Below are 24,078 nucleotides of genomic sequence, written 5' to 3'. Positions count from 1 at the left end.
TCACCACCATTTGTTTTCATACTATTAGTAATGACGATCTACTAAGCAGTTGGTTTCATAAAATTAATACTATTCAGCATTTTGTATATTTTACCATATATTGGAGTCCTAAAGAAAAAACTCCGAAATTAATCGGAGTCTGCCAATGCTACTCTCGTATTGGTTTCTTTAATTCGAACATGTCACTCGAAATTTCAACGTTACTATTTTTTTTGTTATTAAATTTCTTAGCTTCTTTTCGGGCTTTTTTCTTTAAATGTGTTCGATCATTCGTCACACGTTTAAAGCCTTCCAACATAAAGTTCATTGCTAAAATGGAAACAGCGAAGAATAATATTGGGGCATAAAAAATATATTCTGCATCTGAATGGAACCACCTCATTGAACTCCCAATCATTCCAGACCATTCATAAGACAATGTCTTAGGTCTATCTCCCATTATCGTATAATCAACAATCGTTCCACCGAGAAATAATTTTAATAAGCCAAGATGAGCTAAAACTAGAAGCACTTGAACAACTTGTTGTCCATAAATAATTGCCATACGTCCGAGTAAATGGGGGCGAATATGCTTCCACATAATGTGAAATTTTGATCCACCAAGTGTTTTAGCGCTTAAAATAAATTCCTTCTTCAAGACAAGCTCTATTTCATTTGCAATTAAAACGGATGTGATTGGAATAGCTAAAACAATTAGCACGAGTCCTTCTAAAATAATTCTCTCTTGAAATGTAAAGCCAAAGCCCATTGTCGATTGATACAAAATCGGCTCTAAAATGTAATAGGCAATCAATGTTAATGGGATAAAATGAAAAGCATCGACGAAGCGATCAATATACTCTTTAAATTTCAATAAATAAGTACCATATAAAACTCCGAGGGCAATCGAAAATAACACTCGGAAAAACGCGACCGAAAAAGCAAATAACAATGTATATTTCGTTCCGGATATTAACATCATTAACATATCTCTACCGCCACTGTCTGTTCCTAGTGGAAATTCCTTCGAAGGATCAATCGGTGCAGCGTCAATTAAGTCACCATTATCATCTAGCAAAAACATTACTTGTTTAATTTCATTGTCGTACACAAATTTATGGACGAAACTAGCTGTAATTAAGCCAAAAATCACAATAAATCCAATGAGAAAGAGTGGGTTTTTAAACAACCGAAGTATTATCATATTTTTGCAGCCTCTCTTTCTTTCAATCTTAAAATCAATCTTTCTCCAACACTATAAATAATAAATAATGGGAAGAATATCATGAAAACGCCAATCGTAAAGATTGATGGTGTCATATATTCTCTTAAGAACGTTGTTATTCCAAACAGATTGAATAAGTATTCTAAAATTAACAGGTTGGAAAGCATAAACCATAAAATCGACTTCGAATGATAAAACATGCTAATGGCAGCATTACGAAGGACATGATTTAATAATATCCAACTTTTTTTCATTCCTTTTCCACGTGCTAATTCCACGTAAGGCTGCTCGAGTTCTTCTTCGAAGATTAAGATTAAAATTTTATAAAATTGTACTGCGGGTAAAACGGCCAGGCAAATTATAGGTAGAAAATAGATTTTCTCTTTATAGACAGCAATGCTGAACAATAGTGTATCTGTTTTATGATATATAAAAATAATAAATGCTTGGACAAGTAAAATTACAAATATATCTGGGAGAGACTCTAAAATAAATACGACAAACTTTATTCCATTTATTATTTTTCTATGAAGTAACATTGTTATGTACGTTAGGATGACCGCTGAAACAACGCCAATTATTAAAGCGACAAACAAAACCGTCATGGAATAAAGATAAGGTTCTATTATTGCTGGAAAAACTGGCCTAACTGTCCCCTTAACGGTATATGTTAAGTCTCCAAGGTTAAATAAGGTGATTAATATATCTTTTAAATCCTTAAATAACTTTACAATTGCATAAAAAATAACAGGAATTATCCCAATTAAGATGATGCCTAAACAAGCGACAATAAACTGAAAAATGTAGCGCATCGAGCCATTCAAATTGCTTCCCCCTCGATCAAATTAAATGTTATCTCTCTTTTGTGTCAGTTCCACCTGTCGTTATGACGAGGAAGGAGCACTTACGTTTCATAACATTCTTATTTTTCTGTTATTTTACCAGAAAAAAAGTCGCCTATATATGGCGACTTTTGAAAACTGTATTATTTTGTCCAACCTAATAGCATTTCACGAATAAACTTACTTGCAGCAATTGCTGTTTGTTCAGAGTGGTCATATACTGGAGCTACTTCTACTAAGTCAGCACCAATAACGTTTACTTCTGATTTTGCAATTAACATAATTGCTTCTAACAATTCTTTTGATGTAATTCCACCAGCCTCGGCTGTTCCTGTTCCAGGAGCATGAGCTGGGTCTAATACGTCAATATCAATCGTCACATAAACATTACGACCAGCAAGTGTCGGTAAAATTTCTTTTAATGGCTCAGCTACTTCAAATTTGGACATGTGCATTCCTGAAGTTTTTGCAAATTCAAATTCCTCTTGCATACCAGAGCGAATTCCGAATGAATAAACATTTTCAGGCCCTAAAAGTTCACACGCTTTACGTATTGGCGTTGAGTGCGATAATGGCTCACCTTCGTACTCTTCGCGCAAATCAGCATGAGCATCAATATGAATGACTACAAAGTCGTCATACTTCTTCTTGAACGCTTTGAAAATTGGCCATGATACTAAGTGCTCTCCACCAATTCCAAGCGGGAATTTTCCTGCCTCTAGTAATGTACCGACATACTCTTCAATCATGTCTATGCTTCGTTGCGGATTACCAAATGGTAATGGGATATCACCAGCATCAAAGTATTTCACTTGTTCTAAATGACGATCTAAATATGGGCTATACTCTTCAAGCCCTAACGATACTTCACGAATTTTTGCTGGACCGAAACGTGAACCAGGACGGAAACTTACTGTCCAATCCATCGGCATCCCGTAGATGACAACATCGCTTTCATCATAGTTTCCGTGGCTTTTAATAAATACATTTCCAGAATAAGCTTCATCAAAACGCATTTTTTTCTCCCCTTACTTCGTTAAATCTGCTACGAACTTTGGCAGAGCGAACGCTGCATTGTGTAGCTCTTTTGTATAATACTTCGTGTCAATCTCATGGAAACGCTCTTCGCTAATCGCAAGAGGATCGTGTTTTTTAGATCCGATTGTAAACGTCCATAAACCACTAGGATATGTTGGAATATGTGCAGTATAAAGGCGTGTAATTGGGAAAATTTCGCTAACATCTTTAAATACTGTTTGGATTAATTCAGCTTTAAACCAAGGATTATCTGTTTGCGCGACAAAAATTCCGTCATCTTTTAATGCCTTTGAGATACCAGCATAAAATCCTTTTGTAAATAAGTTAACAGCTGGGCCAACAGGCTCAGTAGAGTCAACCATAATCACGTCATACTCATTTTCACTTTTAGCAATGTGCATAAATCCATCATCAACTTGTACATCTACACGCGCGTCATCTAAAGCACCAGCAATCGAAGGTAAGTACTTTTTAGAATACTCGATAACTTTTCCGTCAATTTCAACTAAAACTGCTTTTTCCACACTTGGGTGTTTTAAGACTTCACGAATTACTCCGCCGTCTCCACCACCTACTACTAATACCTTCTTCGGGTTAGGGTGTGTAAACAACGGTACGTGAGCAACCATTTCATGGTAAACGAACTCATCTTTCTTTGTCGTCATGACCATGCCATCTAAAATAAGCATGTTCCCCCACTCTGCTGTTTCTACCATCTCTAACTTTTGAAAATCCGTTTGCTCTGTATGTAACGTACGGTTAATTTTCATTGTAATTCCGTAGTTGTCTGTTTGTTTTTCAGTAAACCAAGTTCCACCCATATTTATCATCCTTTCCATAAGTTAACCATCTTTATTAAATGTTCCCTAAATTGATAATTACAAACAAGCTAAGTATAGAGTAATGGAATAAAAAAGCAAGTATAATTTTTTTATTTTAAAATACTCCTATATACAAAAATGTTTAGATTTCGACAAACTATCCAATACTGTAACAAAGATTAAAGTATTGGGGTGGATTTCTATGAATATGAATCGCAAAGTGCGCAAGGTTTTCAAAGTCCTATTTGCTCTTGCTAGCACATTTACTTTTCTAATTATTCTTTCCATAATTGGACTACTTCTTTATGTGAAAGCTTTAGGTCCACCTCCTCTTGTCGTTTCCCAATCGTCGATATTTTATGCAAGTGACGGTACAATTATCGGTGAGACAAACAACGGACAGAAACGATATTGGGTTCCTTTAGAGCAAATTTCAGAACACCTAATACACGCAACTATTTCTATTGAAGACCGGAAGTTTTTTGACCATGATGGTTTTGACTATAAAAGAATTGTCGGTGCTGCAATTGCGGATTTAAAGTCAATGGCTAAAGTGCAAGGGGCTAGTACAATTACGCAGCAATATGCGCGGAACTTATTTTTAGAGCACGATAAAACTTGGAAACGAAAGTTACATGAAGCTTTGTATACGCTTCGTCTAGAGGCTCATTATGATAAACAACAAATTCTCGAAGGCTACTTAAATACGATCTATTACGGTCATGGTATGTACGGCATTGAAGCTGCTGCCAATTATTATTTTGATAAACCTGCAATGGAGTTAACATTAAGTGAGGCTACTATTCTTGCAGGTATCCCAAAAGGACCTACTTACTATTCACCTAAACTCCATGAAAAAAATGCTAAAGCAAGGCAAAAAACAATTTTAAAGGCAATGGTAAAACAAGATAAACTTACTGCTGAGGAAGCTAAATTAGCCTTGGACGAGCCTCTTCAATTTGTCTATAAATCAAAAACAGAAAAAATTGATCGGCTCGCTCCATATTTTCAAGATATCGTAAAAAATGAACTTCTTAACAAATTAGGAATTAGTGAACGCTTAATTAATAATGGCGGTTTAAAAGTGTATACAACATTACATCCACTTGTTCAAAAAACGGCTGAAAAAGCTATCGACGTTGAAATGTACCATGATTCAACTATTCAATCAGCACTCGTTGCGATTGACCCAAAATCAGGTGCTGTTATCGCGATGATTGGCGGTAATAGTTATGAGCAAAGCCCATTCAATCGAGCTGTCCAAGCAAAACGGCAGCCCGGGTCGACTTTTAAACCGCTCGTATATTATACTGCACTTGAAAATGGCTTTACGGCTTCCACACAATTACTTAGCCAGCCAACTTCATTTACGTTTGATGAAGGTCGTGAAGTATATGCGCCAGCAAATTATAATAATTACTACCAAAATGGTCCAATCACGCTCGCGCAAGCCATCGCCTTGTCTGACAATATTTACGCTGTAAAAACAAACTTGTTTTTAGGTATTGATAAAGTAGTTGAGAACATTAAAAAATTCGGTATAAAAAGTCATATTGCAAGTGTACCTTCATTGCCACTCGGAACTTCACTTATGTCTGTTTCGGAAATGACAAATGCTTACGCAATCATTGCTAACGGCGGAAAGAAAATTGAACCTCACGTTATTGAAAAAGTGATTGATCAGCAAGGTAATATTGTATTCGAACGTGATTATGAAAAGGAGCAAGTGCTAGATCCAACTACGACATTTCTGCTTTCTAATCTAATGGAAGGTATGTTTGACGAACGGCTCAATGGAGTTGAAATGCGAGTAACTGGTTCTTCAATTAATAATTTAATATCGCGTAGAGTGGCAGGGAAATCAGGTTCTACTCCGACGGACAGCTGGATGATTGGTTTTACTCCTCAATTAGCTGTTGGTGTATGGATAGGGTATGATGACAACCGAAAAATTGAAAAGGTGAAAGAGTTAATTTACGCAAAAAGAATATGGGCAAGAGTAATGGAAGAAACGCTAAAAAATAAACGAAGTGAAAGTTTAAAAACGCCAGATGATGTCATTGCTGTGTTAGTTAATCCACAAAACGGAAAAAGAGCAACAGAAGCATGCCCTATTCAAAAAATGACCTACTACGTAAAGGGCACAGAGCCAGTGGAATTTTGTACAGAGCACATTAAAGATCCACGGAAGACTAAAGAGCGTAAGAATCAAACAGAAAAAGAAGATGAAGATGACGGCTGGTTCCAAGGTATAATCGATCGCCTATTTTAATAGAAAAGCGAGGCGAACGCCTAGCGACGTATAAGCTGGAGCACTTTGTTTGAGATAAAGGAAACACAACGAGAAGTTCGAGTTGATGTTGACTTATCGTAAATAAAAAGTGTGAAGGTTACTAGTCGCTGTGAGCCGCAGCTGGACAATAGAAAAGCGAGGTGAACGCCTAGCGACGTATAAGCTGGAGCACTTTGTTTGAGATAAAGGATGCATCGAAAAGGAAAGGCGACTGTTCATCAACGATGGAACTGGAATACTGCGAATGAGATAAAGGAAACACAAAAAGCGTAGCGTTTTGATGTTGACTTATCGTAATTGAGTAGTATGAAGTTCTCTAGTTGATAGGAGCCTTTTCTAGAAACCACTTCACTGAATGATGTTGACTTATCGAAATGAAGAGTGTGAAGTTTTCTAGACGTTGATTGCTGAAGCTAGACAAATAAGAAAAGCTGAAGCAATCCCTAATTTCACTTCGAATCCAAATATATGCAAAATAACGGAAAGAACCCGAGGATATAAGTCCTCGGGTTCTTTCCTGTCCTAGTAATACGGTGTAAATCGTATCAACTAAATTTAGTTTACTTATTCTTTTTAAAAAGTACAAGTGTTTCCTAAAATGTTCATAAAACATTCAAAAATTAATAGAAAAGCTGAAGCAATCGGTTAACGGCGTAAAATACTGGAGCACTCTGATTAAGATAAAGGATACACGAATAGTGATAACTATTCGATGTAGACTTATCGAAATGAAGAGTGTGAAGTTTTCTAGACGTTGATTGCTGAAGCTGGATCAATAAAGAAAAGCGAGAACACCGGGTATTTTCGACAAGCTGAAGACGAGCACTGATTAAAGACGCTTTTTGTCTTTAGAAGTGATTGGCTTCAGACCTCGAGCCGAAGGTGCTCGCATCTGGACAATAGAAAAGCGAGGCGAACGCCTAGCGACGTATAACCTTAAATAATACTAACCAATTAAGTCAGCCTTCAATTGCTCACTTGAACGATCCCACATACTCTCATCATATCCCTTTAAGAAATCAGCTAAAATCTTTTTCGATTTCTCATCCATGTGATCAACAATAATCTTCCCTTTTAATGCTTTATCCATATTATTTACATGTTCAGGTAAACTTTTATAGCCACGACGAATGCTCTCATCAATTCGCATCTCACAGCTAGCAACTCCAGCATAATAAGGACCATCTTCTTTTCTTTCTACTTGTACCCACACAAGCCAATACAATTTCCCATTAGGTACTTCTTCACGATTAGGTAGGAATTTGATGCGTTTTTCAACAGCACTTCTTGCATGCATTGCACCCATATCGATGTATGCATCTCCATCTTCCGTATCGACGATTACAGGCGACATATTGCTTAAACTCAATACACCTGCAGAGCCAGAACCAAACCCTCCATGACCATCTGTCGGGTCATTTGTAATGATTGTAAAACCATTACCTTTTTTCTTTTTATTTTTATCATCATTATTAAGTAAGTCCATTTTTTGTCCTCCTTCAAGCGGTGCACAACGTATGACGTTATTTTATCATATCGGCACTCTGTCCTAAAATAATTGTTTCTGCTCAATTTGAAAAAACTATTGCTTTTTGCCACAAAAGCGAATAATATTTAGTTTGTTGTTTTAAATGTTCGTAATTATGGAGGTTATTATGTTAGATCGCATCTTTAAGTTAAAAGAAAATCGCACAAATACTAAAACAGAATTATTAGCAGGTTTTACTACCTTTTTAACGATGGTATATATAATCGTAGTTAACCCTTCAATATTAGAATTCGCTGGTGTCCCTTTCCAAACAGCATTTATGGCTACAATTATAGCAGCAGTATTAGGAACATTATGGATGGCACTTTTCGCTAACTACCCAATAGCAATCGCTCCTGGTATGGGGTTAAATGCATATTTTGCTTTTTATGTCGTTGGAAACTCTGAAACTATTACATATGAAACTGCTTTTAGTGCAGTTTTCGTTGCCGGTATTATATTTGTACTATTATCATTAACAAAATTTCGCGAAGTATTAATTAATGCGATTCCAGCAAACTTAAAGTATGCAATTACTGCTGGTATTGGTCTATTTATTGCGTTTATCGGTTTGCGTATGACAGGGCTAGTAGTCGCTAATGAGCAAACATTAGTTACACTAGGAAACTTACAATCTCCAACAGTCTTACTTTCATTATTCGGTTTATTTGTAACACTAGTTTTCATTGTTTTGCGAGTGCCTGGGGCATTGTTTGTCGGAATGATTGCAACTGCTATTGTCGCTTATTTTACTGATTATTTAGTAATAGCAACGGACATATTCGCAGTTCCAAGCATGCCAGATTTAGTTATCTCAAACCCGCTACTTTCCTTTGTTGATGTCTTTAATTATGGTTTATATGCCGTTGTATTTGCCTTTTTACTAGTAACACTATTTGATACGACTGGAACGATGATCGGTGTCGCTGAGCAAGCTGGTCTTACAAAAAATAATAAATTACCAAAAGCAAAACAAGCATTACTAGCTGACTCTGTCGCAACTTCTGTTGGAGCAATGTTCGGTACTAGCCCAACGACTGCTTATATTGAGTCTTCAAGTGGTGTAGCTGCAGGAGGTCGTACTGGCTTAACAACATTTACTGTTGCGATGTTATTTATTGTTGCTGCTTTCTTTAGCCCGTTAGTCGGTGCAGTATCAAACGTTGCTGCAATTACAGCCCCAGCATTAATTATTGTAGGTTCATACATGATGGTGGCAATTGGGAAAATTACTTGGAATGAATTTGATGAAGCGTTTCCTGCATTTTTAGTTATTTTAGCAATGCCACTTACTTCTAGTATTGCTACAGGTATTGCCTTCGGTTTCATCGCATACCCAATATTAAAAATCTTTAGTGGAAAATGGCGTCAAGTTCACTATTTACTTTATATTTTTGCACTGCTATTTATTTACTTACTTGCTTTTGTACAACATTAATCCAGCCAGGAAAAAAACACCCTACTACTCTTGTAGTGGGGTGTTTCCGTTTTAGTCATTATATAAGCGTAAAACTAAAGAAAGTCGGAAAGATATAGTGAATCCAAATGTCTGTTGTATAATGAGCAATAAAGGCAGCTTCGATTCCTTTTTTCCAATACAATACCCCAAAAACTATCGCAGCTAATCCATTCATTAATAATACATAACTAATCGAAATAGAGGTGAATCCTAAATCTGTCGTTGTTAAAAGTGGTAAATGCAAAACTCCAAACACTACTGCTGCTAGGATGATAGATAATACATATATAATAGGTTTTTTATTTTCCTTTTGTTTAAATAATTTACTCAATAATATTACAAGCAATGACACTAAAAATAAACGCATCATTATTTCTTCAGCAAACCCACCGTAAAAGCTTGCCAATATCGCTTCCCACCATAACATCGGTTCATTGGTTGACGACTTCTCAACGAAACTTAATTTTTCATATGTAAAACTAGTAAGAACAATTAATAAAGATGCAACAGTTCCCCATCCAATAGATATAAGAGTATATTTTTTTATATTAATCGTTATTTTCTGCTTTTGGAGCCACTTCTCAATTATGACTGACTGAAATCCAGCCTTCTTCCAAATAAGAAGTCCAACAAAGAGAAGTACAGCTGTAAGAACAATCATCTGCACTCCTTGAATTGCAGCAATTAAGGCTGGGTTTAGATCTAGCTCGGCAATTAATTCCTTGTTTGCCTTCATTGTGTAAGGAATAAGGCCTACTATTCCAATTGATGATAACCCAAGAAAAATTAAATATAATTTCATATTAAACGCTTTCATACTTAACCCCTCCAATCATAAAATACTAGTACTATTATACTATTACCTATAAGTATAATATCCTATTTTTACCATTTTGGTAAACAAAAATTGCATTAATGATGAGAATTTTTCTTCGAATAATTCGACCCAAATTCTACTTCATACTTAATTAGAGATGCCATGACTTCCTTAAAATCCTGACCATTTTTAAAAGTTAGCCACAGTTTACCTAAACGCCATTTCACATACCCTACTGGGATTGCCAGGATGACAATACCTATAACGAGCGCACCATACGAATACATATAGTTTATTTTCGAATTAAGCATGTTTAGTAAACCACATGAAGTAACAAAAACACCAAGTACAAATAGAGCAATTAATAATTTATTTTTCATCACGCTCACCCTTCCATCACTACTAATTAACTATAAGAACTAATAAATTACTATATTTTATTCGAGAACGTTGCATCTATTCGCATTCGACTGACAATGACAATTTCCCAGTATTTATCTATGGTATGATAATGCTAAATAATGATAGTAAGAGAGGTTTAATTATGAAAAAAAGATATTACATATTGGTTTTAATCGTATTATTTCCTCTTATATATAGTTTGTTTAGTGGCTTTGGCTTTACCGCAGCTAGTACCATTACTGGCAAACATGTACTTTCAAAAGACACGGTCTATGGTAAAGCAATTTTGTTTGAAGATCCCGACCTTGGGACATTTGGCGTTGCAAGAATAGAAAGCGTTTTTCATTTGTTGTATAAATATAGCGGGGAATCTACAGATCAATCTATTGAAAAAGATAAACCTTTCGCAGTTACCGGTTTTGGCACTTCCGAATTGGATGGCAAAGATGGATTTTTACTAGCAATAAAAACATCTGCTAATTCTAGCATTCAATATATAACAGTTGGTAACCACCTTGGAAGATTACATACTAGTTCTCCCTACAGTATGACGCTTGATGATGTAAGAGCTAATCAAGAATATTATGATGTTGAAGAAGTAACTAATAATTACACATTATTTGTTTTGGATAGTAATGATCACAATCGTGATAAATATATTATTCGAGGCTTTGATTCTAAAGGAAAATTAATTGCAGATAAGCTATGGGCAGCAAAAATTAGATATGTAAATAAATAATTGCAAAAAAAAAGGTTTGAGGAGTTATATTCCTCAAACCTTTTTCGTTAACAATGAAGTTCTGTTTGTAGTTGTGTTAGTAGATTAATATATTCGTAAGCTTCTTCAATCTCATCATCTGTATAGCGCTGTTTCGCTTTTAATGTAGTTATTTTTTCTTTCACTTCATCTTTCTCTAATTCATCAAAGTAAAGAACTGTTGAGACAAGCTCTAGAAAACGTGAGCTCTTTCCATTCATACTTGAAACAACATTTTCTAATGCGGGCATGTCCACATCATGATGACTTAAAAACGTTTCCCCTTCTGGTGTAAGCGTATAGCGATATTGGAAGTATCCGCCTTTTTTCTCTTTTACTTCTTCAATAAACTTAAAATTACATAATTCTTCTACTCGACAAGTGACCTCTTCAGAGTACGGTCCATAAAAGTGAAATTGGTATTTTTCATTAAAAGGGAAGTTTAATTTTTTTGCAATGTAAACAATTTTTTGTAGTTTTTTCCGCCCAACAACTTCCCCTGCACGTTGGAATAGGGCTAATAGTTTCGCGTGATCCTTGAGCAAAGCAGTATCCTCCCCTATTTATATAAAATTTCTCTAATGTTCCTTTTAATTTCCCCATTGTCTTTTTCATCCATCAATATATCTAATGGGAAGTATAATTTATGATCTGTTCTACGCTTACCTGCAATCGATTCAACCACTTCTGATTGGCGTGAAAGTTCGCGCAATTCACCATTTTTCATTAACAAGTTAATAGGTAAACGCTCCCCTTCTTCCCCTGGACGATAGTAGTCATAAGGAAGGTCAGAAGATGAGTCTACTACTAAATAGTACTCTGGGTCAATACCGGCTTCTTTAAATAAAGCCATCAATTTATACCATTCTTTCATGTGGTCATTCGGGTTAAATTCCACATACTTAAAGAAATTACGATTCATAAAGCGTCGACATAAGTCTTGCAAAATTTCATCGTTTTCCTCTTGCCAAATTTGGAAGTAGTACATGACCACGCCTTCATCTAACTTTAAGTAATCTTCAACTGATACATTGCCGTCAAAAGTAGAGTAAAAGTGGTGTGGAGGCAATTTAAATGTGAACCCTTCTTCATAAAGTTGCTTCGCTCGGTGTAATATTTTCGTTAAAATTACCTCAGCACTTCTTGAAACTGGGTGGAAGTAAATTTGCCAATACATTTGGTAACGGCTCATAATATAGTCCTCTACCGCATGCATACCACTATGCTTAATAACTGTTTGATCGCCATGTGGTCTCATAATTCGTAAAATACGCTCAATATCAAATTGACCATAACTTACCCCAGTGTAGTATGCATCTCGTAATAAATAATCCATACGATCGGCATCAATTTGACTAGAAATTAAGCTAACGACTAGTTTATTGTCTGACGTTTTCGCAATAACATCAGCCACTTCTTGAGGGAAATTCTCACTTACCTTTTTTAAGACTTCATTAATTTCAGTGTCGCCTAAAATTATTTTACGTGTGAAATCTTCGTGATCAAGTTGGAAAACTTTTTCAAAGGAATGCGAAAATGGTCCATGACCTAAATCATGTAACAATGCAGCACACATACAAAGCATTCGATCATGATCTGACCACTTCTCTACATCTTCAATATCTTCAAACGAATCAATGATGCGGCGTGCTATTTCGTAGACACCTAATGAGTGGTTAAAGCGGCTATGTTCCGCTCCGTGGAAAGTAAAGTATGCTGTTCCTAACTGCTTAATTCGACGTAATCGTTGGAATTCCTTCGTCCCGATTAGCTCCCATATTAAGCGAAATCGAACATGAATATAACGGTGAACTGGGTCTTTAAAAACTTTTTCTTCGTTTAATTTCTCGCTCAGAAATTTCAAGGCGAGCACCTACCCTTTCAAAAAACACATTATTTTCTATTTTGCGATTCTCCTCGACATTTGTCAATGACTGGTATAAAACATGCTATAATAAATAAAGCATTTTAGACATGAAGGTGATTTCTAGTGAGTAACAATGAAACATTATTAACCCAAAAGAAGTGGCGCTATATTGACCAAACGACACTTGGTGAAGCATTTGGTGCACTAAGGTCTTTTGCAATTGATGACACGCTATGCGCACAAGTAGGTAGCAAAAAATCTGACCCTTGCATTCGTTCATGGGTTCATCATAAAACCGTTGTTCTCGGAATAGCAGATACAAGGCTTCCTTATTTGCAAGAAGGAATCAATTTTTTAGAAGGGCATGGTTACAACGTTATCGTACGAAATTCTGGTGGGTTAGCTGTTGTATTAGATGAAGGTGTGTTAAACATCTCACTAGTAGTTCCCGATACAGAGCAAGGCATTGATATAGATCGTGGCTATGACGCGATGTTTCAATTAATAAAAGAAAGTTTAAAACAATATAATTTAACAATTGAAGCAAGAGAAATCATGGGTTCTTATTGCCCTGGTAGCTATGATTTAAGTGTTGGTGGAAAAAAGTTTGCCGGGATATCGCAACGCCGCCTAAGAAATGGTGTAGCTGTGCAAATTTACTTATGTATAACAGGTAGTGGCTCCGAGCGAGCAAAACTCATCCAACAATTTTATACTTTAGCTACAAAAGGAGAAAAAACAAAAACAGTTTTTCCAAAAGTAGAACCATCTACAATGGCTTCTCTTTCCGAAATTATCGGTAATGAAAAACATGTACATGAAATGATCCTTTTCCTTTTACAAGCAATGCAATTCCACACGGAAGAGATTGTTCAAAACCAATTATCAACAGATGAACTTGAACTGTACTATGAAAACTATGACAGAGTAGTCAAGCGAAACGAGAAAGCACTAGAAAAGTAAAATATTTTTATGGGGAGTGGTAGTGTTGCAAAAAAACGACTATAAACATGCACATCGTTTTAGTTCCTATCATCGACAAGAATTAGAAAACGATGATACATGTGGGTGTTTTTATTGCATTAAAATTTTCAGCCCACCTGACATTGAGCAGTGGATTGATAATGCCCAAACTGCTTTGTGTCCTTATTGTGGAATTGATTCTATCATTGGAGAAAGCTCAGGTTATCCTATTACCGAAACATTTTTAAAGGGTATGCATATGCAGTGGTTTTAAAGAAGAAGCTGGGACAAAAGAATGATGCTCTTATCAACATTTAGATCTTCCGTCAAAATTCTTCGCTTTCCACGGGCACTACCTCAACCTCACAATAAAGCGATAAAACGCTTTATTGTGGGGGCTTCACATACGTGCTTTTCCCATAGGAGTCTCCGAATTTTTGACGGAACTACAATTTTAATGTTCGGCTTTTTAATACACACTTTACTATTGTTCCAGCCTCTAACTTTTTATAATGACTGCGCCGCTGTAATTAGCGCCAGTTTATAAACATCTTCGACATTACACCCACGTGACAAATCATTCACTGGCTTATTTAAACCTTGAAGAATAGGTCCGATTGCTTCAAATCCACCTAATCGTTGTGCAATTTTATAGCCAATATTCCCTGCTTCTAAACTTGGGAATACGAACACATTAGCTTTTCCAGCGAGTGGCGAGTCTGGTGCTTTTTTTGCTGCAACTTCCGGGACAAACGCTGCATCAAATTGGAATTCACCATCAATAAATAATTGTGGGTCACGCTCTTTTGCTATTCTTGTCGCTTCTATTACTTTTTCTGTTTCAGGAGATTTAGCAGATCCTTTCGTTGAAAAACTTAACATTGCAACATTAGGATCAAGGTTAAATGCCTTAGCAGTTTCAGCTGTCGCAATTGCGATTTCTGCTAGATCATTGGCATCTGGAGAGATATTAATTGCACAGTCCGCAAACATGTATTTCTCTTCTTCTCGTACCATAATAAACGCGCCAGACGTGCGACGGAAACCTTCCTTTGTTTTAATAATTTGCAATGCTGGCCTTACCGTATCAGCGGTAGAATGTGCAGCTCCACTAACTAGACCATCTGCTTTATTTGTATATACAAGCATTGTTCCAAAGTAGTTCTCATCTAATAAAATTTTTCGCGCATCTTCTTCTGTTGCTTTGCCTTTCCTGCGCTCAACAAAGGCTACTACCAATTGTGAAAAGTCTTCGAAAAGGTCAGGTTGGATAACTTCAACATCTTTAAAAGAAATGTTATGCTGCTCAATCAATTTATTTATTTCTTGTTTGTCTCCAATTAAAATAGGTTTTATTATTTCATCCGTGGACAACCTACCTGCCGCTTCTAAAATTCTTACATCTGTTCCTTCTGGAAAAACAATTGTTGGATATGCTGCTTTAACCGTCTCTTTTAACTCTTTAAACATAGCTTTCCCCTCTTTCTTATGTAAATCATTCATTCATTGAATAGTATGTACTAACAATAACCTATCCTAATACATGTTCGCAATTTCATACGAGTGTTCGGCGTCTGTCTTTTCTCAGATTTGGACAAACTATGTTATATTATTATTGTCCCAAGTTTTACATATTGAAAACATCATTATTAATTTAAGGAGTGAATGAATATATGAACGAAGCAGCTAAAACGTTAGATGGATGGTACTGTCTTCATGATTTCCGTTCAATTGACTGGTCATCTTGGAAAAGATTATCGAGCGATGAGCGTTATGAAGCGATTGAAGAATTTTTAAGTTTAATGGAAAAATGGAATCACACGGAAGCTAACAATGAAGGTAGTCACGGATTGTATAGCATCGTTGGCCAAAAGGCAGACTTTATGATTATGTTATTGCGTCCGACAATGGAAGAATTAAACGAAATTGAAACAGCGTTTAACAAAACGAAACTAGCAGAATATACGATTCCTACTTATTCTTACGTTTCTGTTGTTGAATTAAGTAACTATATGGGAGCAGGAGCTAACCCTGATGCAGACCCACAAATCCAAGCTCGTCTAAAACCAATTTTACCAAAATGGAATCACGTTTGTTTCTATCCAATGGATAAGCGTCGCCAAGGTGACGATAATTGGTACTCTTTAGGGATGGATGAGCGTCGCGCAATGATGCGTAGTCATGGAATGATCGGTAGAAGTTACGCTGGAAAAGTGAAACAAATCATCGGTGGTTCTATCGGTTTTGATGATTGGGAATGGGGCGTTACATTATTCTCAAATGACGTACTCCAATTTAAAAAGTTGGTTTATGAAATGCGTTTCGATGAAGTTAGTGCTCGCTATGGAGAGTTCGGTTCTTTCCATGTTGGAAATATTTTACCTAAAGAAAAAGTAAAACAATTTTTACACGTTTAATATGTAAATTAAAACCTACGATTTTCGCTTACCTATAGTGAATTTTGTAGGTTTTTTCTTTTTTCATGGCATATTGCTCCAGCCCACTTCATACGATTAAGAATGTGTACAGCTTTTATGAAATCATAGCAACAAAACGGGGTAATTGAATTCAGGAAGATAAAAAGCACTTTGCTTTTATTGTCCACCAGCACTCGGAAATTCCGAATGTATGGGGAACACATTAAGGAGGGGTTAGATGAAACACAATCAATCTTACGGAGCAAATCCATACTACGGTCAACAAGGTGGTTATCCTAGTTCACCATCCTATGGAGGTTATCCATCATACGGGCAACCAATGCAATCTCCAAGCATTCAAGTTCCATTACCTACAACACCTGGTCCACAAGCACCACAAGTTCCAGGCATGTTACCTTTAGAACAATCATACATTGAAAACATTTTGCGCTTAAACAAAGGGAAAATTGCTACGGTATATATGACCTTTGAAAATAACAAAGAATGGAATGCCAAAGTATTTAAAGGTCGCGTTGAAGCAGCTGGCCGTGATCACATTATATTAAGTGACCCTCAAACCGGTATGCGCTATTTATTACTTATGGTTTATTTAGATTACGTTACATTTGATGAAGAGTTAGAATACGATTACCCATATTAAAAGGTAGTATAATCAGTAGCAGGCCGACTATGCGGTTTGCTATTTTTTTTGAAAAAAAGACACTCTAGCACTCGAGTGTCTTTAAAGGATAAATAATATCTTAGGCTTTTAAGACCGCAACAGCAAGTAGCACCCACCCTATAATAAATGCTGTTCCACCTAGTGGCGTTATAATTCCTAACTTTGAAATGCCTGTTACACTTAACGCATATAAACTTCCTGAGAATAGTACAATTCCGGCTACGATAAACCAACCTGCCCAGACAACAAGAGATTGCTGTCCTAATTTATCTAATAACATTGCAATAACGAAGAGGCCGAGTGCATGAATGATATGGTAATGCACTCCAGTGTTCCACGCATTTAACATTTTTTCTGTTAGCTTTCCTTGTAAACCATGTGAGCCGAAAGCACCTAACATAACTGCTAGCATCATAGAAATACTGCCGATAAATAAAAATACTTTAAACATTTTCTTCATCTCCTTTCACAATTAACATTAAAAGCTTACACTTTTTTTAAAGTAATAGAAAGGTTTTACACGGTCATATATCGTATTACACTATTATAACTTTTTTCATGAGAGGGACATGTTATGTATATTCCATTGCACGATAAATCAAAAGCAGAAGTTTATCAATTACTAATACACTCTGTACTTCCGAGACCAATTGCATATGTAACAACCACTAATGAAAATGGTGTTGTAAATGGTGCGCCATTTAGCTTTTTTAATGTTGTATGTTCCGAGCCTGCAATTATCTCTCTTGCAATTGGCAAAAAGAGAGATGGCTCACTTAAGGATACATCTAGAAATATTTTAGAAAGAAAAGAATTTGTCATACACACAGTTGATATGACTAATGTAGAGAAAATAAATGATAGTGCTGCACCTTTCCCAAGTGATATTAGCGAAATAGAAAAAGTAGGATTTACTTTAGCAGATTGCAAAAATGTAGCTGTCCCGCGTATAAATGAGACTAAATTAGCTTTAGAGTGCCGATTATATGAGCATATATTCGTTGGAAAGAATGAGGAAAGCGATGGCACAGATCTCATCTTAGGTGAAGTTGTCGGGATCCATGTGACAGAGGAACTATATAATGATGGAAAAATATCTACAGAACGATTAAAACCTGTAGGCCGATTAGGGGGCATTGACTATACAGAAGTAGCTACTACGTTTTCAATCCCACGTCCTAAAATAAAATAAAGCGACATTTTCACGAATAATTATGCCATTTTTCAATACGAATAATGATGGGGGACAAATATGATTTCCAATGGATTTAATCGATTATCTAACCATAAACTATTGATCGTATTTCCAATCGCTTACGACCTTTTAGCATTGATGTATGGGTTACTTTTCACTGGTTTCTATGGCGAGTCAAAAGTTTCTATTAAACTGGCTATTGAAGTTGGCTTACCTTCGATTGCCACTATCATTGATCAACAAGTAAACGTCATGGCTAATAGTCTAACTTTTTATCCAGGGATGGTTGAACCTTCCCTGCAAATGTTACTTCTTCTTGCCATCGGTCTATTGTTTACAGCATTTTTACAAGCAGGTTTTATTGGACTAGTAAATGATCTTACTCTAGATAAAAAGCTAACTTTCAATAATTTTATTAACTATGGAAAAAAGTTTTGGATCTCTTATTTAGTAGTCGAATTGGTTTGGATTGCCGCTTTAGTTCTTAGTTTTTTATTAATTGTTATACCACTACAATTATTTGGAATGCTTATCTTTATAATATTGTTATTTACTTTTCGCATATTATTTATATATTGGGAGTTTACGATTATTGTAGATGATGTTTCTGTGTTTGAGGGGTTGAGGAAAAGCAGGGTATATTTTGCAAATCGCACCGATAATTTATTTCCAATTATTTTTGCGATGCTAGCATTTAATATAGTCATAGGGTTAATTGTAAATGCCATATGGAACCCAATTATACTTATCCTCTTTATCTTCATTTATGGATATGCTTCATCCGGCTTTCAAGTTGCTTTAATGCTTTCTTTATATAAAGTGAAAAATAATAACACGGAAGACCCTGAATCTAATCAATAGAAGAAAGCTGCTGGCCCTTTCTCAGCAGCTTTCTTCATTTAAAAATCAAAAATTGAATCTCCATTGCCTTCACTTTTTGGCAAATTACTTTTAATATCTTTTTTATTATCTCCAACCATCATTTTCAGCATCGCCTCATCAGCAACTGTGCTTTTTTCAATACTTTCTTCTTCAAGAATGACATCACAAAGCGCTCTTATTGCAGCAATTCTCTCTTTTTTCTTATTTATTGAAATTTCTTTTTTAATCTTTGTTATTTCTTTGTCCATTTGGGAAACAATGACTTGTATAGGTATATTCATTTTGTACCTCCTTACCTTTATTTTTAATAAGTTTACTAAAATTATTGCTATTTTTATAATTTCTAAACAAAATAGAAGGATTTTCGCAAATTATGTCGAATAATATTTTTTATACTAAACTAGTTATGATTGGAGGTTTAAAGTATGCGGTTTAAAAGACGCTTTCGCTTTTGGTCCTTTATTATATTGTCCGATGCAAACAAACCGATAAAAAGAATACGATTCCCAAAATTTCTTTTTACCGCAATAATAAACTCAATTATAGCTATCATTACAATCTTATCATTGGCATTTGTATACTTCCAACATGAAAATGAAAAATTAGCTAACGCTAACTTATTACTTACAAAAGAGATTAATAAAAAAGATTCGATTATTGTAACACTTCGATCTGAACAGTCTTTTTTACAAGATCATGCCATTACAGTAGAAGAACAGCTAAATCAGCTTAAAGAATTGGAAATAAAAATAAGAAATATTAGTCAGTCGCTACAACCAAAGTCCAATTATTTTGGAAAGACTGACGAACCAATAGGCGGGAGAGACATACATATACCTGTTTTTAATAGTACATATGAGAGTTATCAATTCAACAAAGATTACGATCTATTTGAAACTACTCAAACTGCCTCAGATAAGTATGAGAGTATCACAGTTCAATTGCCTAAATTAATTACTCAATATGAACAAACAATATCAACAATTGAAAAATTAAAAATAGAATTACAATATACGCCAACCATTTGGCCAACGAATGTGTTCAGAGTAACATCTGCCTATGGGTATCGAATTCATCCTATCACAAGGCAACATGCCTTACATACAGGCATTGATATTGCAGGGCCTTGGGGCAGCCCAATTTACGCAACTGCTGACGGTGTAGTTTCTGTTTCTGGCTGGGAAGGTAGTTATGGCTATTCCGTAGTAATCAAGCATTCTAGTGAATATGAAACTAGATATGGTCATTTATCCAGATACATTGTGAGATCTGGAGATAAAGTGAAAAAAGGTGACATTATCGGTTACATGGGTACTAGTGGGAGAAGTACAGGTGTTCACCTTCATTATGAAGTAATCCGAAATGGTCAGTCCGTTAATCCTGACCCGTATTTAACATTTATAATTCAATAAAAATATAAATTGAGAGGTTGTGTGATTTATGAAAAAGAAGAATAAAAAGTTACAAAATTTAGATACTATTATTGGACCAGAAACTGTAGTAAATGGGAACATAAACATTAAAACTAGTTTACGGGTAGACGGGAAAGTATTTGGTGAAGTAATATGTGATGGAGACGTAACTATTGGAGAAACTGGTTATATCGAATCTTCCATTATCGCAAGGAACATTACTATCGCTGGATCTGTAAGCGGCAAAGTTCAAGCAACTGAAAAACTACATATATTGTCAACAGGCTCATTTAACGGTTCTACTGTACTAAATGCAATTGTCATTGAAGAAGGCGGTGTTTTTCAAGGAGATAGCACGATGCAAAACAAAAAAAATGATAAAGATTTCGAAGATTTGACTGATGTTAAACTTGCTGAAGAAAACGTTGAGGATATTGCCAATTAATACTAAAGTACTGTGTCCTTCTTATAGGATATAATCTATAATAGACTTAATGGCCTTGGAGGTTATAACATTGCAACAAGACATATTAAACACATTTAGGGTTTCTATTTCAACTGAAAATGCTATAGAGAAAATCACCTATAAAAATACGGTACTTTCTTTACTTGCTTCTGGGGACGGTACAGAAGTGATTCATCATAAACTGCCAGCTGGGCATCGTTGGGCACTAAATCCTGAAGATGGATGGAATGCTTTAGAATTCTTTTATATTCTATCAGGTTCTCTTATTTGGAAACATGAAGATGGCGAGCGAAAACTAGTGACAGGTTCTTCCGTGTCAGCACAACCGGTAAAAGAGCCTGCTATTTTTTTCGCAGAGGAAGATACAGAATTTATTTATGTGTCCTCCCAGCCTGTTTTTCATTATTATAGTAAAGCAGTTCGCGATACGATGGAGCTAGCAGTTTCAGTTGAAAAGAAAGATGGCTATACTTCAGATCATTGTCAACGAATCATGAAATTCTCTATGCTCGTTGGCGAAAAGTTAAACCTCCCTTCTCATGAACTAGTAGTGCTCAATTTAGCTGCTTTTCTTCATGATGTTGGGAAAGTTAATATATCTGATAGTATACTTCGGAAACCTAGTAAATTAACCGATGAAGAATGGCTTGAAATGAAGAAACACCCTTTATATGGCTACGACCTTTTAATGGAGACCAAGTTTCCTTTACTAGAAGAAGCTGCAAAAATTGTGGTACAACACCATGAACGGTATGATGGAAAAGGCTATCCTTATGGACTAGACGGAGAGAAAATTCATCTTGCTGCAGCAATAATATCTGTTGTCGACTCTTATGACGCGATGACTACTGACCGTGTCTATCGTAAAAGGTTGTCAAAAGAGGAAGCTCTTCAAGAAATCGTTGCAAATAAAGGTAAAATGTATCATCCAATTGTCGTAGATACATTTTTATCTCTTTCCGACAAACTAAATTAAACCTTATGGAGGTAGTACTTTGAAAAAACTTTTAGTTCTAACACTAGCTATGGCACTAATTTTCCCACTATTCACTTCAAACGCTGATGCAGCATATATCGCAGAAAAGGATATCATTATCTCCATTGAAACGGATAAATCTATCCCTTTATTCTTAAATGAGGACTTTGCATGGATGATGTTCGAAGCACAAGAGCAATTAATTCAATTATTAGAAGAGAATTCTGGTATGGAAATAGACCACTATTACATTTGGATTGAAGTAAATGGTGTGAAAGTTTTAGCAATTGATCCACCAGTATTATTATTTTAATAGTTTACTAGATGAAAGAGTACTGCACCTGCAGTACTCTTTTTTTCTGATTTTTTGCAAATCTCGAGCATTTGCCATCAAATTAGACTATTTCCTACTATTTTTACGCTTCGTCTCAATAAACCACTCTCTTCCATATTTTTTGGAACTCTTATCCAAATATAGAGTTAGAGCGCTTTTGTCAATTTATTTCGAATGCCGTAAAATTGTTTCTGTTAGCTTTTTTCGAACGCTAAACCACTTATTTTTCTACTTTTTGCACTTTCACACATTTCCACAGCAACCACGAATAGTAGGTAATTACCTACAATAAACAAAAGAAGGATGGCCTATCTTATTATATATACCCATAAAAATTGAAAGATAATAGTTTTAGAATACTAATTACATGCGCTTTTATTTTTTTATTTTATATGACGTGTTTTTAACTATTCACGGATGCTATTTAGGTTGCTTCAAAAACACTTAACTTATGGTGTGATTCTAAGACAGGTATGCCAAATACTTTTTTAAAGAAACATTTAAAATCTAAAGGAGTTTATACATGAGTAAAATTGAAGTGAAAAATCTTACGAAGATTTTCGGTTCGAATCCTAAAGAAGGCATGAAACGACTTCAAAAGGGCGAATCAAAAGAAACAATACTAGAAAAGACAGGTATGACTGTCGGCGTTAATAAAGCTTCGTTTTCCGTAGAAGCTGGTGAGTTTTTCGTCATTATGGGCCTATCTGGTAGTGGTAAATCCACACTTATCCGCCTTGTTAACCGACTCATCGAACCTACTGGTGGAGAGGTTTATATTGATGGAGAAGATATAACAAAAATGGACAAGGAACAACTACGAAATACGCGTCGTAAAAAGTTAGCGATGGTTTTCCAAAAGTTTGCTTTATTCCCTCACCGTACGATTCTCTCTAACGTCGAGTACGGATTAGAAGTTCAAGGGATTGCAAAAGAAGAACGTGAAGAAAAAGCACGCAAAGCTATTATTGACGTTGGTTTAAAAGGCTATGAAGACAGCTATCCAGACCAATTAAGTGGTGGAATGCAGCAACGTGTTGGGCTAGCTCGAGCTTTAGCTAACGATTCCGATATTCTATTAATGGATGAAGCATTTTCAGCATTAGACCCATTAATTCGTAAAGAAATGCAAGACGAGCTACTAAATTTACAAAACAAATTAGGTAAAACGATTATCTTTATAACACATGATTTAGATGAAGCATTAAAGCTAGGTGATCGCATTGCCATAATGAAAAATGGTGCAATCGTCCAAATAGGTACATCAGAAGAGATATTAGAAAATCCAGCAAATGAATATGTTTACAACTTTGTAGAAGACGTAGACCGTTCGAAAGTTCTTGTCGCTGGAAATGTAATGAAAAAGCCTGATGTTATTACAACCTGGAAAGATGGTCCTAGAGTTGCTGTTCGCAAAATGGAAGATGCCGGCGTTTCTAGTATCTTCGTAGTAGATAAGCAAAAGAATTTAAAAGGCCTACTTACAATTGATGATGCGATAAAAGCGTATAAAGAAAATAAGTGGGTTGAAGAAGTGTTAATACAAGACTACTTTACTACTTCTACAGAAACACCTTTAAACGACTTGTTAGGAATTGCAGCAGAAACGAAATATCCGATTGCAGTCGTAGAAGAAAATCAACTTAAAGGTATAATAGTGCGTGTTTCCATCCTTTCAGGTCTCGTACTAGGAAGGGAATAGAGGTGTAAAACTAATGAACAA

General features: G+C 35.6%; 26 protein-coding genes. 14 read left to right on the top strand and 12 right to left on the bottom strand.

Translation table 11 applies throughout. The annotated features are described in order from the left end of the window. Window positions 1-148 precede the first annotated feature (148 nt). The 4 genes from CIB95_RS10990 to speE form a co-directional block, all read right to left on the bottom strand. Window positions 149-1,183 (bottom strand): ABC transporter permease, encoded by a 1,035-nt coding sequence (locus CIB95_RS10990; RefSeq protein ID WP_094925105.1) that lies wholly within the window; start codon window positions 1,181-1,183, stop codon window positions 149-151. After that, window positions 1,180-2,028, bottom strand: coding sequence for an ABC transporter permease subunit (locus tag CIB95_RS10985; protein WP_094925103.1), 849 nt, complete (start codon window positions 2,026-2,028; stop codon window positions 1,180-1,182). The genes CIB95_RS10990 and CIB95_RS10985 overlap by 4 nt, the downstream gene beginning before the upstream one ends. Before the next feature lie 161 nt (window positions 2,029-2,189). Then, window positions 2,190-3,062 carry an agmatinase gene (gene speB, locus CIB95_RS10980; RefSeq protein WP_094925100.1) on the bottom strand — a complete coding sequence of 291 codons (873 nt, stop codon included), beginning with the start codon at window positions 3,060-3,062 and terminating at the stop codon, window positions 2,190-2,192. A gap of 12 nt (window positions 3,063-3,074) precedes the next feature. Further along, the gene (gene speE, locus CIB95_RS10975; protein ID WP_094925098.1) at window positions 3,075-3,905 is read right to left on the bottom strand and encodes a polyamine aminopropyltransferase; all 831 of its coding nucleotides are present in this window, start codon (window positions 3,903-3,905) and stop codon (window positions 3,075-3,077) included. 202 nt (window positions 3,906-4,107) lie between these two features. On the opposite strand from speE, the gene CIB95_RS10970 reads away from it, so the two are divergent. Beyond that, window positions 4,108-6,177 carry a transglycosylase domain-containing protein gene (locus tag CIB95_RS10970; protein WP_094925096.1) on the top strand — a complete coding sequence of 690 codons (2,070 nt, stop codon included), beginning with the start codon at window positions 4,108-4,110 and terminating at the stop codon, window positions 6,175-6,177. Window positions 6,178-7,144: 967 nt separating this feature from the next. On the opposite strand, the gene CIB95_RS10965 is transcribed toward CIB95_RS10970, so the two are convergent. Continuing rightward, the gene (locus CIB95_RS10965; RefSeq protein WP_094925094.1) at window positions 7,145-7,684 is read right to left on the bottom strand and encodes a YwhD family protein; all 540 of its coding nucleotides are present in this window, start codon (window positions 7,682-7,684) and stop codon (window positions 7,145-7,147) included. Between the two features lie 181 nt (window positions 7,685-7,865). Between CIB95_RS10965 and CIB95_RS10960 the strand changes: the two genes are divergently transcribed. Further along, the gene (locus tag CIB95_RS10960; RefSeq protein ID WP_094925246.1) at window positions 7,866-9,164 is read left to right on the top strand and encodes an NCS2 family permease; all 1,299 of its coding nucleotides are present in this window, start codon (window positions 7,866-7,868) and stop codon (window positions 9,162-9,164) included. 58 nt (window positions 9,165-9,222) lie between these two features. Here the strand turns inward: CIB95_RS10960 and CIB95_RS10955 are convergent, their stop codons facing one another. Continuing rightward, a complete protein-coding gene (locus CIB95_RS10955; RefSeq protein WP_094925092.1) occupies window positions 9,223-10,002 on the bottom strand; it encodes a CPBP family glutamic-type intramembrane protease in 780 nt (259 codons plus the stop codon). A 95-nt stretch (window positions 10,003-10,097) separates the two neighbouring features. Beyond that, window positions 10,098-10,385, bottom strand: coding sequence for a hypothetical protein (locus CIB95_RS10950; protein ID WP_142296499.1), 288 nt, complete (start codon window positions 10,383-10,385; stop codon window positions 10,098-10,100). Window positions 10,386-10,546: 161 nt separating this feature from the next. Here CIB95_RS10950 and CIB95_RS10945 point away from each other — a divergent pair, with 161 nt between their 5' ends. Continuing rightward, a complete protein-coding gene (locus tag CIB95_RS10945; RefSeq protein ID WP_094925088.1) occupies window positions 10,547-11,143 on the top strand; it encodes a hypothetical protein in 597 nt (198 codons plus the stop codon). A 47-nt stretch (window positions 11,144-11,190) separates the two neighbouring features. Here the strand turns inward: CIB95_RS10945 and CIB95_RS10940 are convergent, their stop codons facing one another. Continuing rightward, complete coding sequence (locus CIB95_RS10940; RefSeq protein WP_094925086.1) at window positions 11,191-11,706, bottom strand: YwgA family protein; 516 nt, start codon at window positions 11,704-11,706, stop codon at window positions 11,191-11,193. A 14-nt stretch (window positions 11,707-11,720) separates the two neighbouring features. Next, on the bottom strand, window positions 11,721-13,025 hold the full coding sequence (locus CIB95_RS10935; protein ID WP_094925084.1) for an HD domain-containing protein: 1,305 nt from the start codon (window positions 13,023-13,025) through the stop codon (window positions 11,721-11,723). 126 nt (window positions 13,026-13,151) lie between these two features. Here CIB95_RS10935 and CIB95_RS10930 point away from each other — a divergent pair, with 126 nt between their 5' ends. Then, entirely contained in the window at window positions 13,152-13,991 is an 840-nt protein-coding gene (locus CIB95_RS10930) for a lipoate--protein ligase family protein (protein WP_094925082.1), read from the top strand. Window positions 13,992-14,016: 25 nt separating this feature from the next. Then, on the top strand, window positions 14,017-14,265 hold the full coding sequence (locus tag CIB95_RS10925; RefSeq protein WP_094925080.1) for a cytoplasmic protein: 249 nt from the start codon (window positions 14,017-14,019) through the stop codon (window positions 14,263-14,265). 233 nt (window positions 14,266-14,498) lie between these two features. Here the strand turns inward: CIB95_RS10925 and pta are convergent, their stop codons facing one another. Next, complete coding sequence (gene pta / locus CIB95_RS10920; RefSeq protein WP_094925078.1) at window positions 14,499-15,461, bottom strand: phosphate acetyltransferase; 963 nt, start codon at window positions 15,459-15,461, stop codon at window positions 14,499-14,501. A gap of 203 nt (window positions 15,462-15,664) precedes the next feature. Between pta and hemQ the strand changes: the two genes are divergently transcribed. After that, window positions 15,665-16,408, top strand: a complete 744-nt coding sequence (gene hemQ, locus CIB95_RS10915; RefSeq protein ID WP_094925076.1) for a hydrogen peroxide-dependent heme synthase — start codon at window positions 15,665-15,667, stop codon at window positions 16,406-16,408. Between the two features lie 238 nt (window positions 16,409-16,646). Then, a complete protein-coding gene (gene gerQ / locus CIB95_RS10910) occupies window positions 16,647-17,069 on the top strand; it encodes a spore coat protein GerQ (protein WP_094925074.1) in 423 nt (140 codons plus the stop codon). A 100-nt stretch (window positions 17,070-17,169) separates the two neighbouring features. Here the strand turns inward: gerQ and CIB95_RS10905 are convergent, their stop codons facing one another. Continuing rightward, entirely contained in the window at window positions 17,170-17,541 is a 372-nt protein-coding gene (locus CIB95_RS10905; RefSeq protein WP_094925072.1) for a DUF423 domain-containing protein, read from the bottom strand. Window positions 17,542-17,664: 123 nt separating this feature from the next. Here CIB95_RS10905 and CIB95_RS10900 point away from each other — a divergent pair, with 123 nt between their 5' ends. Next, the gene (locus CIB95_RS10900) at window positions 17,665-18,282 is read left to right on the top strand and encodes a flavin reductase family protein (RefSeq protein ID WP_094925070.1); all 618 of its coding nucleotides are present in this window, start codon (window positions 17,665-17,667) and stop codon (window positions 18,280-18,282) included. Window positions 18,283-18,342: 60 nt separating this feature from the next. Next, window positions 18,343-19,146, top strand: a complete 804-nt coding sequence (locus tag CIB95_RS10895) for a hypothetical protein (protein ID WP_094925068.1) — start codon at window positions 18,343-18,345, stop codon at window positions 19,144-19,146. 38 nt (window positions 19,147-19,184) lie between these two features. On the opposite strand, the gene CIB95_RS10890 is transcribed toward CIB95_RS10895, so the two are convergent. Further along, on the bottom strand, window positions 19,185-19,448 hold the full coding sequence (locus CIB95_RS10890) for a YwdI family protein (RefSeq protein ID WP_094925066.1): 264 nt from the start codon (window positions 19,446-19,448) through the stop codon (window positions 19,185-19,187). A gap of 144 nt (window positions 19,449-19,592) precedes the next feature. On the opposite strand from CIB95_RS10890, the gene CIB95_RS10885 reads away from it, so the two are divergent. The 5 genes from CIB95_RS10885 (at window position 19,593) to CIB95_RS10865 (ending at window position 24,057) form a co-directional block, all read left to right on the top strand. Continuing rightward, window positions 19,593-20,579 (top strand): M23 family metallopeptidase, encoded by a 987-nt coding sequence (locus tag CIB95_RS10885; RefSeq protein ID WP_094925064.1) that lies wholly within the window; start codon window positions 19,593-19,595, stop codon window positions 20,577-20,579. Window positions 20,580-20,607: 28 nt separating this feature from the next. Continuing rightward, window positions 20,608-21,024 carry a bactofilin family protein gene (locus CIB95_RS10880; RefSeq protein ID WP_094925063.1) on the top strand — a complete coding sequence of 139 codons (417 nt, stop codon included), beginning with the start codon at window positions 20,608-20,610 and terminating at the stop codon, window positions 21,022-21,024. A 70-nt stretch (window positions 21,025-21,094) separates the two neighbouring features. Then, complete coding sequence (locus CIB95_RS10875) at window positions 21,095-22,021, top strand: HD-GYP domain-containing protein (protein ID WP_233144119.1); 927 nt, start codon at window positions 21,095-21,097, stop codon at window positions 22,019-22,021. Window positions 22,022-22,040: 19 nt separating this feature from the next. After that, window positions 22,041-22,334 carry a hypothetical protein gene (locus CIB95_RS10870; RefSeq protein ID WP_094925059.1) on the top strand — a complete coding sequence of 98 codons (294 nt, stop codon included), beginning with the start codon at window positions 22,041-22,043 and terminating at the stop codon, window positions 22,332-22,334. Window positions 22,335-22,878: 544 nt separating this feature from the next. Then, window positions 22,879-24,057: a quaternary amine ABC transporter ATP-binding protein gene (locus CIB95_RS10865; protein WP_094925057.1), complete on the top strand. Its 1,179-nt coding sequence runs from the start codon at window positions 22,879-22,881 to the stop codon at window positions 24,055-24,057. Window positions 24,058-24,078 lie beyond the last annotated feature (21 nt).

Source organism: Lottiidibacillus patelloidae (genome assembly GCF_002262935.1).
Classification (GTDB): Bacteria; Bacillota; Bacilli; order Bacillales; family SA5d-4; genus Lottiidibacillus; species Lottiidibacillus patelloidae.
Note: the sequence above shows the minus strand (reverse complement) of the source record. Positions and strands in the feature narration are given on the sequence as shown.

Bases quoted from the DNA above. Each gene is read 5' to 3' on its own strand.
- CIB95_RS10990 (WP_094925105.1), bottom strand. From the start codon at position 1,183: ATGATAATACTTCGGTTGTTTAAAAACCCACTCTTTCTCATTGGATTT.
- speB (WP_094925100.1), bottom strand. From the start codon at position 3,062: ATGCGTTTTGATGAAGCTTATTCTGGAAATGTATTTATTAAAAGCCAC.
- speE (WP_094925098.1), bottom strand. From the start codon at position 3,905: ATGGGTGGAACTTGGTTTACTGAAAAACAAACAGACAACTACGGAATT.
- CIB95_RS10970 (WP_094925096.1), top strand. From the start codon at position 4,108: ATGAATATGAATCGCAAAGTGCGCAAGGTTTTCAAAGTCCTATTTGCT.
- CIB95_RS10965 (WP_094925094.1), bottom strand. From the start codon at position 7,684: ATGGACTTACTTAATAATGATGATAAAAATAAAAAGAAAAAAGGTAAT.
- CIB95_RS10955 (WP_094925092.1), bottom strand. From the start codon at position 10,002: ATGAAAGCGTTTAATATGAAATTATATTTAATTTTTCTTGGGTTATCA.
- CIB95_RS10945 (WP_094925088.1), top strand. From the start codon at position 10,547: ATGAAAAAAAGATATTACATATTGGTTTTAATCGTATTATTTCCTCTT.
- pta (WP_094925078.1), bottom strand. From the start codon at position 15,461: ATGTTTAAAGAGTTAAAAGAGACGGTTAAAGCAGCATATCCAACAATT.
- hemQ (WP_094925076.1), top strand. From the start codon at position 15,665: ATGAACGAAGCAGCTAAAACGTTAGATGGATGGTACTGTCTTCATGAT.
- gerQ (WP_094925074.1), top strand. From the start codon at position 16,647: ATGAAACACAATCAATCTTACGGAGCAAATCCATACTACGGTCAACAA.
- CIB95_RS10905 (WP_094925072.1), bottom strand. From the start codon at position 17,541: ATGTTTAAAGTATTTTTATTTATCGGCAGTATTTCTATGATGCTAGCA.
- CIB95_RS10900 (WP_094925070.1), top strand. From the start codon at position 17,665: ATGTATATTCCATTGCACGATAAATCAAAAGCAGAAGTTTATCAATTA.
- CIB95_RS10895 (WP_094925068.1), top strand. From the start codon at position 18,343: ATGATTTCCAATGGATTTAATCGATTATCTAACCATAAACTATTGATC.
- CIB95_RS10890 (WP_094925066.1), bottom strand. From the start codon at position 19,448: ATGAATATACCTATACAAGTCATTGTTTCCCAAATGGACAAAGAAATA.
- CIB95_RS10885 (WP_094925064.1), top strand. From the start codon at position 19,593: ATGCGGTTTAAAAGACGCTTTCGCTTTTGGTCCTTTATTATATTGTCC.
- CIB95_RS10880 (WP_094925063.1), top strand. From the start codon at position 20,608: ATGAAAAAGAAGAATAAAAAGTTACAAAATTTAGATACTATTATTGGA.
- CIB95_RS10865 (WP_094925057.1), top strand. From the start codon at position 22,879: ATGAGTAAAATTGAAGTGAAAAATCTTACGAAGATTTTCGGTTCGAAT.